Annotated in this window: 13 protein-coding genes and 2 pseudogenes; 8 read left to right on the top strand and 7 right to left on the bottom strand. The window is 53.5% G+C overall.

Annotated features, from left to right (window positions below):
* The first annotated feature begins 74 nt into the window (after positions 1 to 74).
* Positions 75 to 974, top strand: a complete 900-nt coding sequence (locus tag IG609_RS11160) for a pirin family protein (RefSeq protein ID WP_193397037.1) — start codon at positions 75 to 77, stop codon at positions 972 to 974.
* Positions 975 to 1,322: 348 nt separating this feature from the next.
* Here IG609_RS11160 and ribA read toward each other — a convergent pair whose 3' ends face one another.
* Positions 1,323 to 1,916: a GTP cyclohydrolase II gene (gene ribA, locus IG609_RS11155; RefSeq protein WP_010302319.1), complete on the bottom strand. Its 594-nt coding sequence runs from the start codon at positions 1,914 to 1,916 to the stop codon at positions 1,323 to 1,325.
* Between the two features lie 314 nt (positions 1,917 to 2,230).
* Here ribA and pgpB point away from each other — a divergent pair, with 314 nt between their 5' ends.
* Positions 2,231 to 3,007 carry a phosphatidylglycerophosphatase B gene (gene pgpB, locus IG609_RS11150; RefSeq protein ID WP_193397036.1) on the top strand — a complete coding sequence of 259 codons (777 nt, stop codon included), beginning with the start codon at positions 2,231 to 2,233 and terminating at the stop codon, positions 3,005 to 3,007.
* Between the two features lie 76 nt (positions 3,008 to 3,083).
* Positions 3,084 to 3,218 (top strand): annotated as a pseudogene (locus IG609_RS11145) (sugar phosphate isomerase/epimerase family protein); the annotation flags it as partial.
* 31 nt (positions 3,219 to 3,249) lie between these two features.
* Here IG609_RS11145 and IG609_RS11140 read toward each other — a convergent pair.
* Positions 3,250 to 3,426: pseudogene (locus tag IG609_RS11140) on the bottom strand (sugar-binding transcriptional regulator); the annotation flags it as partial.
* 150 nt (positions 3,427 to 3,576) lie between these two features.
* On the opposite strand from IG609_RS11140, the gene IG609_RS11135 reads away from it, so the two are divergent.
* From IG609_RS11135 to yciH, 4 genes are all read left to right on the top strand, one after another.
* Positions 3,577 to 3,882 carry a LapA family protein gene (locus IG609_RS11135; protein ID WP_010276674.1) on the top strand — a complete coding sequence of 102 codons (306 nt, stop codon included), beginning with the start codon at positions 3,577 to 3,579 and terminating at the stop codon, positions 3,880 to 3,882.
* A gap of 12 nt (positions 3,883 to 3,894) precedes the next feature.
* Positions 3,895 to 5,064 carry a lipopolysaccharide assembly protein LapB gene (lapB, locus tag IG609_RS11130; protein WP_193397035.1) on the top strand — a complete coding sequence of 390 codons (1,170 nt, stop codon included), beginning with the start codon at positions 3,895 to 3,897 and terminating at the stop codon, positions 5,062 to 5,064.
* A gap of 182 nt (positions 5,065 to 5,246) precedes the next feature.
* The gene (gene pyrF / locus IG609_RS11125) at positions 5,247 to 5,990 is read left to right on the top strand and encodes an orotidine-5'-phosphate decarboxylase (protein ID WP_193397034.1); all 744 of its coding nucleotides are present in this window, start codon (positions 5,247 to 5,249) and stop codon (positions 5,988 to 5,990) included.
* Positions 5,987 to 6,322 carry a stress response translation initiation inhibitor YciH gene (gene yciH, locus IG609_RS11120; RefSeq protein ID WP_193397033.1) on the top strand — a complete coding sequence of 112 codons (336 nt, stop codon included), beginning with the start codon at positions 5,987 to 5,989 and terminating at the stop codon, positions 6,320 to 6,322. Before pyrF ends, yciH begins: the two co-directional genes overlap by 4 nt.
* A 75-nt stretch (positions 6,323 to 6,397) precedes the next feature.
* Here yciH and osmB read toward each other — a convergent pair whose 3' ends face one another.
* Positions 6,398 to 6,613: an osmotically-inducible lipoprotein OsmB gene (gene osmB, locus IG609_RS11115; protein ID WP_102116404.1), complete on the bottom strand. Its 216-nt coding sequence runs from the start codon at positions 6,611 to 6,613 to the stop codon at positions 6,398 to 6,400.
* A gap of 336 nt (positions 6,614 to 6,949) precedes the next feature.
* Here osmB and araD point away from each other — a divergent pair, with 336 nt between their 5' ends.
* Positions 6,950 to 7,645 carry an L-ribulose-5-phosphate 4-epimerase gene (gene araD / locus IG609_RS11110; protein ID WP_193397032.1) on the top strand — a complete coding sequence of 232 codons (696 nt, stop codon included), beginning with the start codon at positions 6,950 to 6,952 and terminating at the stop codon, positions 7,643 to 7,645.
* Between the two features lie 196 nt (positions 7,646 to 7,841).
* On the opposite strand, the gene IG609_RS11105 is transcribed toward araD, so the two are convergent.
* The 4 genes from IG609_RS11105 to IG609_RS11090 form a co-directional block, all read right to left on the bottom strand.
* Positions 7,842 to 9,905 carry a carbon starvation CstA family protein gene (locus IG609_RS11105; RefSeq protein ID WP_193397031.1) on the bottom strand — a complete coding sequence of 688 codons (2,064 nt, stop codon included), beginning with the start codon at positions 9,903 to 9,905 and terminating at the stop codon, positions 7,842 to 7,844.
* 351 nt (positions 9,906 to 10,256) lie between these two features.
* Positions 10,257 to 11,174 (bottom strand): aldo/keto reductase, encoded by a 918-nt coding sequence (locus IG609_RS11100; RefSeq protein WP_193397030.1) that lies wholly within the window; start codon positions 11,172 to 11,174, stop codon positions 10,257 to 10,259.
* A 59-nt stretch (positions 11,175 to 11,233) separates the two neighbouring features.
* Positions 11,234 to 13,168: an exoribonuclease II gene (locus IG609_RS11095; RefSeq protein WP_116226684.1), complete on the bottom strand. Its 1,935-nt coding sequence runs from the start codon at positions 13,166 to 13,168 to the stop codon at positions 11,234 to 11,236.
* Positions 13,169 to 13,494: 326 nt separating this feature from the next.
* Entirely contained in the window at positions 13,495 to 14,565 is a 1,071-nt protein-coding gene (locus IG609_RS11090; protein WP_193397029.1) for a LacI family DNA-binding transcriptional regulator, read from the bottom strand.
* Positions 14,566 to 14,674: the final 109 nt, after the last annotated feature.

Raw genomic sequence — 14,674 nt, 5'->3', positions numbered from 1 at the left:
TCACTGCTGGTCAGGACCGCCACGCTCATGAGAAGCGTAAGCGTTCCACTACATGAATCAATGGAGGCAATACAATGAAAACGACTCACGACAACAAAACTGCATTGCCGTTGCGGTGTATTACCAAACGGACACGGGGCCATGGGCATGGTCCTATCACCCGTTTAATGAGTCCATCCGACTTAGGACAGATCGTAAAACCTTTTGTGTTTTTGGATATTTTCGAAACGAAAGGGGCCGCTATCGGGGCATTCGGTAACATGCAGATCCATCCCCACTCGGGCATCGCTACTGTGACTGTCTTTACCAAGGGCGGTATGATTTACAACGATCCAACCATCGGCTCCGGAACACTACGCTATGGAGGCGTTGAATGGGCCCGAGCAGGCGGTGGGATGTGGCATGGCAAGGAATTGACCGCTGCCGATGTGCCACATATCCAAGGTTTCCAGCTTTGGATGGCATTGCCTGCTGACCTTGAAAATAGCGAGCCGGTTAGCCGCTACATTGAGGCTCAAGACATGCGACAAGCAGGTCCTGCTTACGTGATCCTCGGCAACTATGATGGCGTGCAAAGCCCAGTGCCCGTACCTGATGGCATCAACTATCTGCTCGTGACGCTGCCAGCGGGAGAGCGCTGGGTCTACCAACCGCCAGTTGGTCATACGGTAGGATGGCTGGCGCTTGCCCAAGGCACCCTTGAAGCTGAATCATCTATCAGTTCAGGTGACATGGTGATCTTTGAACAAGGAGATACACCTATTGTTCTTGAAGCATCGGAATCAGAAGACGCCGTGTTTGTACTCGGTTCGGCGGTGCCGCATCCGTATCCGTTGCATCTTGGTAACTACTCAGTGCATACCACCGCACAGGCACTGGAAGCGGGTGAGCGCAGGATCACCGAGCTGGGTCGAAAACTACAGGAAGCAGGAGACAGAAAAACGGCCTCTGGGACTATTCCCGTATTTCGTTGAAGAACATCCAACCGTGAGAGTGTCTGGTTGATTCAGCCTTTCTCGATTCTTATACCGGACAATTCCACACATGCTGCGTCAGAACGCTATGCTTTGCTGTCATTGGTGCTGATGACGACACGGAGTGAAACTCAGACTATCGACTCGCCAAAAAGTCGACAAAGCTGCGAACAGAGCGTTAACGTCAACATTAAGACCCCGACACGGGGTGAGAGTGAGATCTCAGCCATAATAAAGGGGTGATTGCTGAAAAGGTCATGGGGATGGGCTGACGCCCGCTTATAAAACAGCCGGTTAAAAACCGGCTGTCAGCATTGAAAGAAACGATCCTGACGCGAAGCGGGATCGTTATTTCATATCCAGCAGGTGCCCCATTTTGGCAGCTTTGGTCGCCAGATAGTTCTCATTCTTCGGGTTGCGCCCGACGATTAATGGCACGCGCTCAACGATATTGATGCCTGCTTCGTTGAGTATTTTCACTTTCTGCGGGTTATTGGTCAGTAGGCGAACTTCATCAACGTCGAGCAGCTTGAACATATCGGCACACAGCGTGAAATCGCGCTCGTCGGCGGCGAACCCAAGCTGATGGTTGGCTTCTACCGTATCAGCCCCCAGATCCTGCAATGCATACGCGCGGATTTTGTTGAGCAGCCCAATATTACGGCCTTCCTGACGATGGTATAACAGCACGCCGCGACCTTCTTCGGCGATGTGGCCCAAGGCGGCCTCAAGCTGGAAACCACAATCGCAGCGCAGGCTAAACAAGGCATCCCCTGTCAGGCACTCGGAGTGCACGCGAGCAAGTACGGGAACTGAACCGGAAATATCACCATAAACCAGTGCAAGGTGATCGTGACCCGTGGCGATCTCTTCAAAACCTACCATCAGAAAATCGCCCCACGGAGTGGGTAACTTGGCTTCCGCCACCCGTTTTAGCTGCATACTTTTCTCCAAAAAATCTGTATCCAAAAAAGCTGTGTCCAAAAAGCTATGTTCAAAAAACAAGAATGCTGAGGCGAATCCTACTGCTGCCTATCGTGCTTGACCAGCAAAAAAGCCTGTTTAAGAACGTCATAAAAATTGAATTACAACGTGGCCTTACCGCCGTCTGGTTTCAGGTTCGTTGACAGAACTGAGCGCTATTTTACGCCATACTGACAGTCCGTGTCGGATTTTTTGATAGAATTGTGAAAGCTTTGTTGCAAAGCATCATACTGAATTATGGGAAGAAACTATCTGCATTATGGGAAGAGACTATGTACGAAATTGCCAAACGAACCACCATTGGTGCCGCGCTATTACTGATTATGCCCATGATTATCTGGATGAGCGATTGGCAGTGGCAACCGGAGTACGACGGGCTCTGGTTACGCGTACTCTTCTGGATTACCGAAACGGTGACATCGCCGTGGGGCATTCTGACCAGCATCGTCCTCAGTATCTGGTTTCTCTGGTGCCTGCGTTTTCGCCTGAAACCTGCGCTCGGCCTGTTGGTCATCATGGCAATGACGGTGCTGATTGGACAGGGAATCAAATCGGCGATTAAAGAGTGGGTGCAGGAATCACGGCCCTATGTCGTCTGGCTGGAGAAAAATCATCAGGTGGACGACAGCTATTTCTATTCGCTGCCGCGTAAGGAGCGTTCGGAACTGGTGAAAACACAGTTGCGGGACCAAACGCAGATTCCACAATGGCTGCGCAGCCACTGGCAGTTTGAAACGGGCTTTGCTTTCCCCTCTGGGCACACCTTATTTGCTGCAACCTGGGCGCTGCTGGGTGTCGGGCTGCTGTGGGCACGTCGACATTATAAAACAGTGGTGATCCTGATGCTGTGGGCTAGCGGCGTGATGGGCAGCCGCTTGGTACTCGGCATGCATTGGCCGCAGGATTTGGTGGTGGCGACGTTAATTAGCTGGCTGCTGGTAGTGGTCGCCTGTTGGTTGGCGCAGCGCTGGTGCGGCCCGCTCTCGCTACAATATGAAGAAATCAAAGAACAGGCGGAGGAGGATGCCGCCGAAAATAAATCCTCGTAGCCCTTGAGTCGTCGTTCCTGTTGCAGGTTGTACGCCTAGATAATCCCCTGTAGTGCGTACCGATGGGGTGACTTTTATGACAACGTATACCTACCCTGAATTTGGTGCCGGATTGCGGCATTTTTCGAACTATATTGACCGCTACGCGGTGGACGGCTACGGCCCGGTATTGAGCACGATCGATCAGATCAAAGCGGCGAAAGAGTTTGGTGGAACAACTGAGCTGATTAGCTAAGGTTTGCGTCAGGGCGGAGGCTGGTTTGGACATAGTGTGTGGCAGTAGAGCCAATCGCCTGCTTGATTTGCGCCAGCGTGGCATTATCGGCGACATCCGCCACAATAGCTTGATCGATGCCGTCGCGCTTCTGAATTGCCGCTTCCAGCCCCATGAACATGTTCGGGGGTTGAATTACGCTAATTTATTCAGTACAGAATAAATCACAAGCGCAGACGGCAGTGGAGTGCGGTTCTTGATTTCCCTGTCTGCGCCGGACATGGTAATTTAATGGGGTTTGTCGCCAAAATTTGGCATAATTCATCCGGTTACTGGATATCACAGGAAGGACAATGTGAAATATTTGCTGATTTTTTTACTCGTGCTGGCGATATTCATCATTTCTGTCACACTGGGTGCGCACAACGATCAGGTTGTGACATTTAACTACCTGCTGGCACAGGGGGAGTATCGTATATCCACACTGCTTGCCACGCTGTTTGCCCTGGGGTTTGCCCTTGGCTGGGTTATCTGTGGTCTGTTTTATCTGCGTCAGCGCATTGCGCTTGGCCGTGCACAACGTAAAATTAAGCGTCTGGAACAACAGCTTTCTACCTCCACCGAGGAGAACGTGGCGCCAGTGCAGACGGTCACCCACTAAGGAATTCTCTCTATGTTAGAACTGCTGTTTCTGTTGCTGCCTGTGGCCGCCGCGTACGGTTGGTACATGGGTCGCAGAAGTGCGCAGCAGGACAAAGAGCAGGAGTCCAACCGCCTGTCGCGTGACTATGTCACCGGGGTTAACTTCCTGTTGTCCAATCAGCAGGATAAGGCGGTTGAGCTATTCCTCGATATGCTCAAGGATGACAGCAACACCTTTGAAGCCCACCTCACGCTCGGTAACCTGTTTCGTTCGCGTGGCGAAGTTGACCGTGCGATTCGTATCCATCAGTCGCTAACTGAAAGCGCATCGTTAACCTTTGAACAGCGCCTGTTGGCGGTGCAACAACTGGGCCGTGACTACATGGCCGCCGGGCTGTATGACCGCGCCGAAGAAAGTTTCAACCAACTGGTGGATGAAGAAGAGTTTCGACGCAGTGCCTTGCAGCAGCTCTTGCAGATCTATCAGGCGACCAGCGATTGGCCGACGGCAATCGATGTGGCGGAAAAGCTGGTCAAGATGGGAAAAGACCAGCTTCGCGTGGACATCGCGCATTTTTACTGTGAATTGGCGCTGTTGGCGATGGGCAGCGACGATCTGGATAAGGCGCTAACGCTCCTGAAAAAAGGGGCGACGGCGGACAGTCAGTGTGCCCGTGCGTCTATCATGATGGGTCGCATCTACATGGCGCAGCAGGATTATTCACGCGCCGTGGAAGCGCTGCGACAGGTTCTCGACCAGGATAAAGAGCTGGTCAGTGAAACGCTGCCGATGCTACAGGAATGCTATCAGCACTTAGATAAGCCCTTGGATTGGGCTAATTTCCTCAAACGCTGCGTAGAAGAAAATACCGGTGCGACGGCGGAATTAATGCTAGCTGACATCCTCGAAAGAGAAGAGGGCGCAGAGGTTGCACAGGCTTATATTAACCGTCAGCTTCAACGTCACCCCACGATGCGCGTGTTCCAGCGCCTGATGGATTTTCACCTGCATGAAGCGGAAGACGGACGAACAAAAGAAAATCTTCAGGGGTTGCGCGATATGGTGGGCGAACAGATTCGCACCAAACCCCGCTACAGCTGTCGCAAATGCGGCTTCACATCGCAATCACTCTATTGGCAATGTCCTTCCTGCCGCACCTGGGCCAGCGTAAAGCCAATCCGTGGATTAGACGGGCAATAACCTCTTACGATATCGAGTGGGTGTTTTTTAATGCGATTTAGTTACAACATACTAATGGCTACATGTGATTTCGGTTCCAGCTAGCTTCTTTAAGCGCATTGGTCTTCAGGCGGCTGGGATTTCAGGGGCGGGGCATGTAGAATGCGGCGGGAATTTTGGCTTCGCAAGAGACTGGGTGACGAATGAAAAACGAGAATCTACAGCAAAAGAATCAAACGGTATCCTCCCCGATTGTGGTCGCGCTGGACTATGCCAGTCAGCAGGCAGCGCTGTCGTTTGTTGACCGTATCGATCCGCAGGATTGCCGTTTGAAGGTAGGCAAAGAGATGTTTACCTTATTCGGCCCACAGTTCGTGCAGACGCTACAACAGCGCGGTTTTGACGTGTTTCTCGATCTGAAATTCCACGATATTCCGAACACCGTCGCTCACGCCGTTGCGGCCGCGGCCGATCTTGGCGTGTGGATGGTTAATGTCCACGCCAGCGGTGGTTCACGCATGATGACAGCGGCGAAAGAAGCGCTGGTGCCGTTTGGTAACAATGCGCCGCTACTGATTGCCGTGACCGTGTTAACCAGCATGGATGAAGACGATCTGCGCGGGCTTGGCATTACCGTCAGTCCGGCGGAGCAGGCGGAACGACTGGCGGTGTTAACGCACAACTGCGGGCTAGATGGCGTGGTGTGTTCCGCGCATGAAGCGCAGCGGTTGAAGCAGGTGTGCGGACAGGCATTTAAGCTAGTCACACCGGGAATTCGTCCCGCTGGCAGCGACGTTGGCGATCAGCGCCGCATCATGACGCCGGTTCAGGCGCAGCAGGCTGGCGTCGATTATATGGTGATTGGACGTCCGATCACCCAATCAGCGGACCCCGCGGAGACACTGCGTGAGATCCGCGCCTCATTGTTAAACGGTGCGGCATCATGAGCCTGCGTCGCGACGAGAATAGCCAACTGGTTTACTCCACGGAAACTGGGCGAATTAAGCCGGAAGAAGAGAAGGTGGTTAGGCCGAAAGGCGATGGGATTGTGCGCATCCAGCGTCAGACCAGTGGACGTAAAGGAAAGGGCGTATGCCTGATTAGCGGCCTCGATCTTGACGATGCTGCGCTGGATAAGCTGGCGGCTGAATTGAAGAAAAAATGCGGATGTGGCGGTTCAGTGAAAGATGGTGTGATCGAAATTCAGGGAGATAAACGCGATCTGCTAAAACAGCTTCTGGAAGCGAAAGGGATGAAGGTTAAGCTGGCTGGCGGCTAAAGCGCATGCGGCTTGAAGTATGACGAGTATAAAAAGCAGCAGGTTTACTCCCGTTAACCTGCTGCCCATCATTCGTTATTTATCGACCTGACGGCCAATCAGCCCGCCGATAGCCGCACCGCCCAGCGTTCCTAATGTTCCACCATTCGTTAAGATCGCCCCACCAACTGCACCGGCACCGGCACCAATCGCGGTATTACGGTCACGTTTGGACATGTTTGAACAGCCTGCAAGCGTTACAGCAAGTGTAATTGCCAGTGTTGCTGTTGCAAAACGTTTGTTTAATTTCATTTTCTTCCCCTTTCTGCTCTTTGTCTCACGTTTCTTGTGAGGAAAATATCGAACGGCGTGCTTTTTACGGTATTAAATAAAGAAATCGGCCTTCTGCTGCTTGACGACAAGTATAATCATCGGGAAAAACGGCAACAGGTAAAAACTCTTAATTCCCCTGCGTTATGTTAACGATGGCAATAATTGATAGGAATGGTTGTTTTTTTTGCCCAATCCTGCGGGGTGTCTCTTTCTTTTTTCCATAGCAGAACACCGCTAGGTCTTTAGCGATTTAGCCCATAGCGACGATCTCGTCAGGCCGCGAGAATGGTGTTATCGCGTCGAGGGGAGGCTGTTATGTTAGAAACGCTAAAAAAACAGGTATTGAAAGCCAATCTGGCCTTGCCGCAGCACAATCTGGTGACGTTTACCTGGGGAAATGTCAGTGCGGTGGATCGACAGCGCGGCCTGATGGTGATCAAACCTTCCGGCGTGGAGTATTCGGCCATGACGCTGGAGGATATGGTTGTCGTTGAACTGGAAAGCGGCAACGTGGTGGAGGGGACGAAGAAACCGTCGTCAGATACCGATACCCACCGCGTGCTGTATCTGGAATTTGCCGAGATCGGCGGCATTGTGCATACCCATTCCCGCCATGCCACGATCTGGGCGCAAGCGGGCAAAGATATCCCCGCGTGGGGAACGACGCATGCGGACTACTTTTATGGCCCTATTCCCTGTACACGCCTGATGGCAGATGCGGAAATCAACGGTCGCTACGAGTGGGAAACGGGCAGGGTGATCGTCGAAACCTTCCGCCAGCGTGGCATTTCACCGGTGGATGTTCCTGCCGTATTGGTTAACTCGCATGGTCCCTTTGCGTGGGGGAAAGATGCAGACAATGCGGTGCACAACGCGGTTGTTCTGGAAGAGCTTGCCTACATGGGGATTTTCTCACGCCAGCTAACGCCTCAGTTGGGCGAGATGCAGCAAACGCTGTTGGATAAACACTACTTACGCAAGCACGGCAAGAACGCGTATTACGGACAATAAACCGCAGCAATTTCTTCCTCATTATCTTTAAGCCATATAGCGCCGCCAATGCGGCGCTATTGCTATTTGTTGGGCTTGATAACCTTGCTCCTGAACGGCACAAGCTCCGTGCTAAATTCGTAAGGGTGGCGGCCAGGGAGACGCCATAAAAAATCCCTCCACGAAGGAGGGATTGAGGCATGGGCAACGGTGGCGTTTAAGGCTGAGCGCCGTCTCGTAAGACAATCGGGCTCTCTTTTGCCGTTGGGAGATCGCTATTCATTGCACGACGAATGACGAAGAATGCGGAAACCAGCATTGTTACCGCAACCAGCATGAAGAACCCACACAGCGCGGCGTTGATCTGGTTACTGAAGACGATGGTTTCCATGTCTTTAATCGATTTGGCCGGTGCGATCAGCGTATTCTGTTCAATACCCGCCGCGAAGCGTTTCGCCTGGGCCAGAAAGCCGATGCTCGGTTTTTCATGGAAGATTTTCTGCCAACCCGCCGTCATCGACGTGATAAACAGCCAGACGGTAGGCACGATAGTCACCCACGCATAGCGCTGCTTCTTCATCTTAAACAACACCACGGTGCCGAGAATCAACGCCATCGAGGCCAGCATCTGGTTACCGATACCGAACAGCGGCCAGAGTGTATTGATCCCGCCCAGCGGATCGATCACGCCCTGATAGACGAAGAATCCCCAACCGGAAACGGCGACGGTTGTACCGGCTAGATTCCCCAGCCAGGAGTGGCTGTTTGCTAATCTTGGAATCGCAATACCGACCAGATCCTGCACCATGAAACGACAGGCGCGCGTCCCGGCGTCAACGGCAGTCAGAATGAACAGGGCTTCAAACAGAATCGCGAAGTGATACCAGAATGCCATCATCGCCCGGCTGTTAAAGATTTCGGTGATGATGTAGGCCATGCCCACCGCGAAGGTCGGCGCACCGCCGGCGCGGGAAAGAATAGAGGCTTCGCCAACGTCATTGGCAATGGCACTCAATTCCTGCGGGGTAATCACAAATCCCCAGTTGTTGATGGCTAACGAGGCGCTCTCAACCGTGGTGCCGATCAAGGCGGCGGGTGAGTTCATGGCGAAGTAGATACCCGGTTCGATAACCGAGGCACAAATCAGCGCCATAATCGCCACGAAGGATTCCATCAGCATGGCACCATAGCCGATGAAGCGGATATGACTTTCTCGTTCAATCAACTTCGGCGTGGTGCCGCTGGAAACCAGTGCGTGGAAGCCGGAAATCGCACCGCAGGCGATGGTGATAAACAGGAAGGGGAACAGCGTACCCGAGAAGACTGGGCCGCTGCCGTCAATAAAACGGGAAACGGCAGGCATTTTCATTTCCGGCATCGCGAATACAATACCGAAGGCCAGCCCGACAATAACCCCGATTTTCAGGAACGTAGAGAGATAATCACGCGGTGCCAGCAGCAGCCAGACGGGCAGGACAGATGCCACGAAGCCGTAAATCACCAGTACCCAGGTGAGTGACGTCCCTTTTAGCGTGAAGAACGGCCCCCAGTAAGGGTGTACAGCGATGTTACCGCCGTAGACAATCGCCAGCATCATTAGCACAAAGCCGATGATGGACACTTCAGCGATTTTGCCCGGACGTAAAAAGCGCATGTAAACGCCCATGAAGAGTGCGATAGGGATAGTGGCGGCAATCGTGAACAATCCCCACGGACTTTCTGCCAGCGCCTTAACGACGACTAGCGCCAGCGCCGAGAGAATGATGATCATCACGCCCAGCGCACCGAGCATGGTGATAATCCCCGCGAACGTGCCCAGCTCCTGTTTTGCCATCTCACCCAGAGAACGACCGTCCCGGCGGGTTGAGATAAACAGCACCAGAAAATCCTGCACGGCACCCGCCAGCATCACGCCGACCAAGATCCAGATCGTACCAGGGAGGAAACCCATCTGTGCGGCGAGAATAGGCCCAACCAGCGGCCCAGCCCCCGCGATAGCGGCGAAGTGGTGGCCGAACAGTACCCATTTATTGGTGGGAACGTAATCCAAACCGTCGTTATGACGCTCCGCCGGTGTCAGTCGGCGATCGTCGAGCTCAAACACTTTTTTGGCGATAAACAGGCTGTAAAACCGATAGGCGATGCTGTAACACGATACCGCCGCGATAACCAACCACACGGCACTGACGTGTTCACCGCGGCTTAGCGCCAGCGTGGCGAACGAAAAGGCGCCCGCCAGGCCGACTAGCAGCCAGATCACAATGCTCTTTACGTTATTCATAACAACGGCTCCTTCGTTATTCAGAAAAGGTATACCGTAATACTTCAAGCTGCATGTGCGTTGGCTTCTCTTACTCACCCCAGTCACTTACTTGTGTAAGCTCCTGGGGATTCATGCGTTTGCCGCCTTCCTGCAACTCGAATTATTTGGGGTATATAGCGCGGGTGTTAATGCAATTTAACAATAGTGGGTTTAATGGCGAAGAGAAGGGAATGGATGAGAAAATGTGAGCGAAGGTGAATTTTTGTAAAGAAAATTAAAGGCCAAACAAGGGCTAACGTGCTGGAGCGGTAAAAAGGTGAAGCCCTGCAAGGGATAAGCAGGGCTTGTGTACTGAAGACAAAACCTTTCTTAGGGCAGGACGTTCCCGGCGGCGCGGTAAATTTCGTACCATTCTTCGCGGCTGAGCGACAGGGTAGACGCCGCTGCGATGTCACGGATACGTTCCGGGCTCATGGTGCCGATAATCACCTGCATCGCGGCAGGATGGCGCAAGATCCACGCGGTGGCGATCGCGGTATTGGTGACGTGATGCTGCTCGGCGAGGCGATCAAGAGTGGCGTTCAGTTTGGGGAACTTCTCGTTATCGAGGAATACACCGTCAAAAAAGCCGTACTGGAAAGGCGACCAGGCCTGAATTGTCATCGTATTCAGACGGCTGTATTCCAGAATCGCACCATCATGATTCACCGATGCTGGGGTCGTCATATTCACGTTAAAACCCGCATCAATCATACCGGTATGCATGATGCTGAACTGCAATTGGTTGGCAATCAGCGGCTGGCGTACGGATTGCTTCAGCAGCTCAATCTGCAACGGGTTCTGATTACTAACGCCGAAATGGCGCACTTTTCCGCTGGTTTCCAGTGCATCAAATGCGGCAGCGACTTCGTCAGGTTCAAATAGCGTATCTGGACGATGCAGCAGGAGCGCATCAAGATAGTCTGTTTTTAAGCGTTGCAGGCTGGCTTCAACGGACGCAATGATGTGCGCTTTGGAAAAATCAAAAAAGCCCTTACGGATACCGCATTTGGATTGCAGGAAAAGGGATTCCCGACGGATAGAGGTCTTCTGTAAACCCGCGGCGAAAACCTCTTCCGACAGGCCTGAGCCATAGATATCAGCGTGATCGAAGAAATCGATACCCACCTCGACAGAGGCATTAAGGATGTCAGCCGCTTCACTTGTGCTTTTCTTTGCCATCCGCATACAGCCCAACGCAATGTTGGAGGCCTGCATCGTGGATGTACCGATTGCTATTTTCTTCATCGGGAACACTCCTGTGATGAGGGTTGCACGTCCGCCGAGATGGCTCGGCGGCATGTCACTTACGCGGCAGGTTTTGCCACGATGCTGCGGGTTTCCAGACGAACCTCAGCGATAACGACGTCCAACGTATCTCCTTGGCGATAAACGACTTCGCCTTTCACTGACAGGGTGCCCATTTCCTGACTGCATACCAGCTCATCACGCACGGCATGGATAAAGGAGGACGGGATAAACGCCACCGCGCCGTTGTCCAGCAGGCGAACGCGCAGGCCACCACGTGTGATGTCTATGATTTCCGCATTGAAGCGACTATCCGTACCGGCTTTATCTTTAAGGTAGCGGGCGTACAGCCAGTCACCGACATCGCGCTCAGCCATACGATTAAGGCGGCGGCGTTCTGCCAGCTGTATCGTGACGTCGTCCTGCGGTTTTTCCGCTGCCTGTCCGGTGATAACCGCTTTCAACAAACGGTGGTTCACCATGTCGCCGTATTTACGGATCGGCGATGTCCAGGTGGCGTAGGCTTCCAGCCCCAGACCAAAGTGCGGCCCCGGCGTGGTGCTCACTTCCGCGAACGATTGGAAGCGACGAATGCGGCTGTCCAGGAACTGTGTCGGCTGGGCATCCAGTTCGCGGCGCAGCGTGCAGAAGCCCTCCAGCGTCAATAGCGCTTGCGCGTCAGCTTGAACGCCGTGGGTATCCAATACGGCAACCGCCTGTTCAATAGACGCAGGATCGAAGCCGTTGTGCACGTTATAGATGCCGAAACCCAGCTTATCGCGCAGCACAATGGCCGCACAGACGTTGGCCGCAATCATGGATTCTTCAACGATACGGTTGGCGATGCGGCGATGTTCAACCACGATATCCAACACATCGCCTTTCTCACCCAGCAGGAAGCGGTAATCTGGGCGATCTTTAAATACCAGCGCGTGGGTGGTGCGCCATTCGCTACGAGCCAGACAGAGGCGGTGCAGTAAACGAATTTGTTCAGCAATTACGTCGTTTTGCGGCTGCCATTCGCCTTGATTTTCCAGCCAGTCAGAGACGTTGTCATACGCTAACTTGGCTTTGGATTCGATCCAGGCGGCAAAGAAGTGAATGTCGTCACCCAACGCACCGTCGGCGGCAATCGTCACGCGGCAGGCGAGGACAGGGCGGCGCTCGTCCGGGCGCAGGGAACAGATATCGTCCGACAGCGGGCGCGGCAGCATCGGGATGTTGAAACCGGGCAGATAGTTGGTAAAGGCGCGCTGGCGTGCAATGTTGTCCAACTCGCTACCCGCTACGACATACGCGGTCGGATCGGCAATCGCGATGGTTAATTGCAGTGAACCATCGTCGTTTTCCTGTACGTATAGCGCATCGTCCATATCTTCGGTGCTGGCGCTGTCGATAGTGACGAAACTTAATGCAGTGAGATCTTCACGGACGAGTTCGTCATCATGGCGCTCAGTCGTTTCAACCTCTGGGGCCGTGCGCTCCAGATTATGCCGTGACAATGTCACCCACCACGGCACCAGCGGGTCATCGCCCGTCGTGATGTACTGCGTCAGTTCAGCATGAAATCCACGGTCGCCCTTCAACGGGTGACGGCGCATTTCGGCTACGGCCCAATCGCCTTCCTGAAAATCGTGCGTGACATCGCGCGCGGCGCGGCAAGGAATGGCATCTTTCAGCAGCGGGTGGTCAGGCGTAATGGATAAGCGGTCGTCTTTTTTATGGATGCGCCCAACAAATCGGGTAAGGAAGGGTTCGATCAGCGTTTCTGGCTCGACAATTTCCCGCTCTTTTTCCGTATGCAGGGTGGCGGTAATCCGGTCACCGTGCATCACTTTTTTCATGTGCGGAGGGGGAATGAAATAGCTTTTTTGTCCGTCAGCTTCAAGAAAGCCAAATCCTTTATCGGTGCCTTTGACGACACCTTCAACACGCGGTGTCTGAGAGTGAAGTTGCTGTTTTAGCTGTGCAAGCAGCGGATTATCTTGAAACATAGCGTCCAGAAATACGGTTTGTGAGTGGCTCAATTAGCGGTTCACAGTTTTACTCGAATCGGGTGCTGGCGGCAAGAATAATCGGGGGAAGTGTGGTCGCAGAACGACGGCAGAAGCGCGATAAACTCGAGTAAAGTCAACGCTGATGTGAACGTATTCACCTGCCGTGCACGTGACTGATTTCCCGCACGCTGGCGACGGAATGCCTGTGCTGGGTCATCCCCATCGCCCAGGTCCAAATCACGCGCGGCGACTGCTGAGAAATCGCGGCCATGTGGCGCAACTGCGCTAGAACTTCTTTGACGCGCGCAGGCGTGGTTGCAGGCTCAGTCGTAAAGGCTTTCGTCCTGTACCGGTGCCACTGATTTACTAGCGCGCAGTCGCCTGACTGACTGGCGAACCACCAGCGTACCGTTTAGTAGCAGGTTGCCTAGAGGGGCTTCGGGGCGGATCAGGCGATATTGCAACAGCCTGACGGCCTCTTCGCCCAGTGCCTCACGCGGTACATGCACCGATGTGAGCGGGACGTCGTGAATGGCCGACAGATTGAATCCGTCCATGCTCATCACCGAGACATCTTGCGGCACGCGCAGTCCTGCTTTGGTCAAAGCATTGACCACCCCGACCGCAATGAAATCGCCGCCTGCGAGAATAGCCGTAGGCCATTTATCTTGCGGGCAGCGGGTTAAAAAGGCCGTCATCGTCTGTTCGGCATCCGTCGTGCTGAAATTATCCAACGCCAGCAAATTATCCTCAGAGGAAAACGGCAGATTGTGGTGCTGATAGGCATCCCGAATCCCGTCCAGACGCAGCTCCATCGTGTAGCGACGCAGGCACAGCAGCGTCAACACGGTATGATGCCCTTGCTCGAAGAGATAGTGGGCGGAGAACTCGCCTATCAAACGGTGTGCGGGGGCCACACCCGGCAATCGCATTTTACGATCGATGCAGTTAATCAATATGCAGGGCTTATCGCTGTCCGCCGCCAGTGCGTGAATATAGGGGTCGTCGATGCCGATCAGCAGCGCCGCCTCCGTGGCCGGATCGCGCATTTTGTCTAAAAATAGCGCCGCATCGCTGTCATTTTCCTCCAGCCCGCAGTAGCGCACTCGCACATCGTGTGGCTTCAGGGCATCAATGATGCTCTGTACCACCTTGTGATAGAAGATGTCGGACCGAATATCAAAAGCGCGCGGTGGGGCGAAGATAGTGAGTCCGTTCAACAGCAAACGGCCATTGGCGAGATCGGCCAGTACACCACACTGGCGGGCGCAGTTGAGAATGTCCGCTTTTGCCTGCTCGCTGGTATTGGACTGACCAGACAGCACGCGTGAAACCGTACTGATCGAGTAGCCCGTCCGCTGCGCAATTTCGCGTATTTTCAGGTTTCCTTTCATTTTGTGATCCCGTTCACCTTCGAAAATGACAAAGTTTTCATAGCTATCTGTTACCTATTTTCAGGCGATATAAGCAGGGTTTTGTCTGCATTTTGACCATAGCATGAAA

Source organism: Pectobacterium quasiaquaticum (genome assembly GCF_014946775.2).
GTDB lineage: Bacteria > Pseudomonadota > Gammaproteobacteria > Enterobacterales > Enterobacteriaceae > Pectobacterium > Pectobacterium aquaticum.
This window is presented reverse-complemented; position numbering and strand designations above follow the sequence as displayed.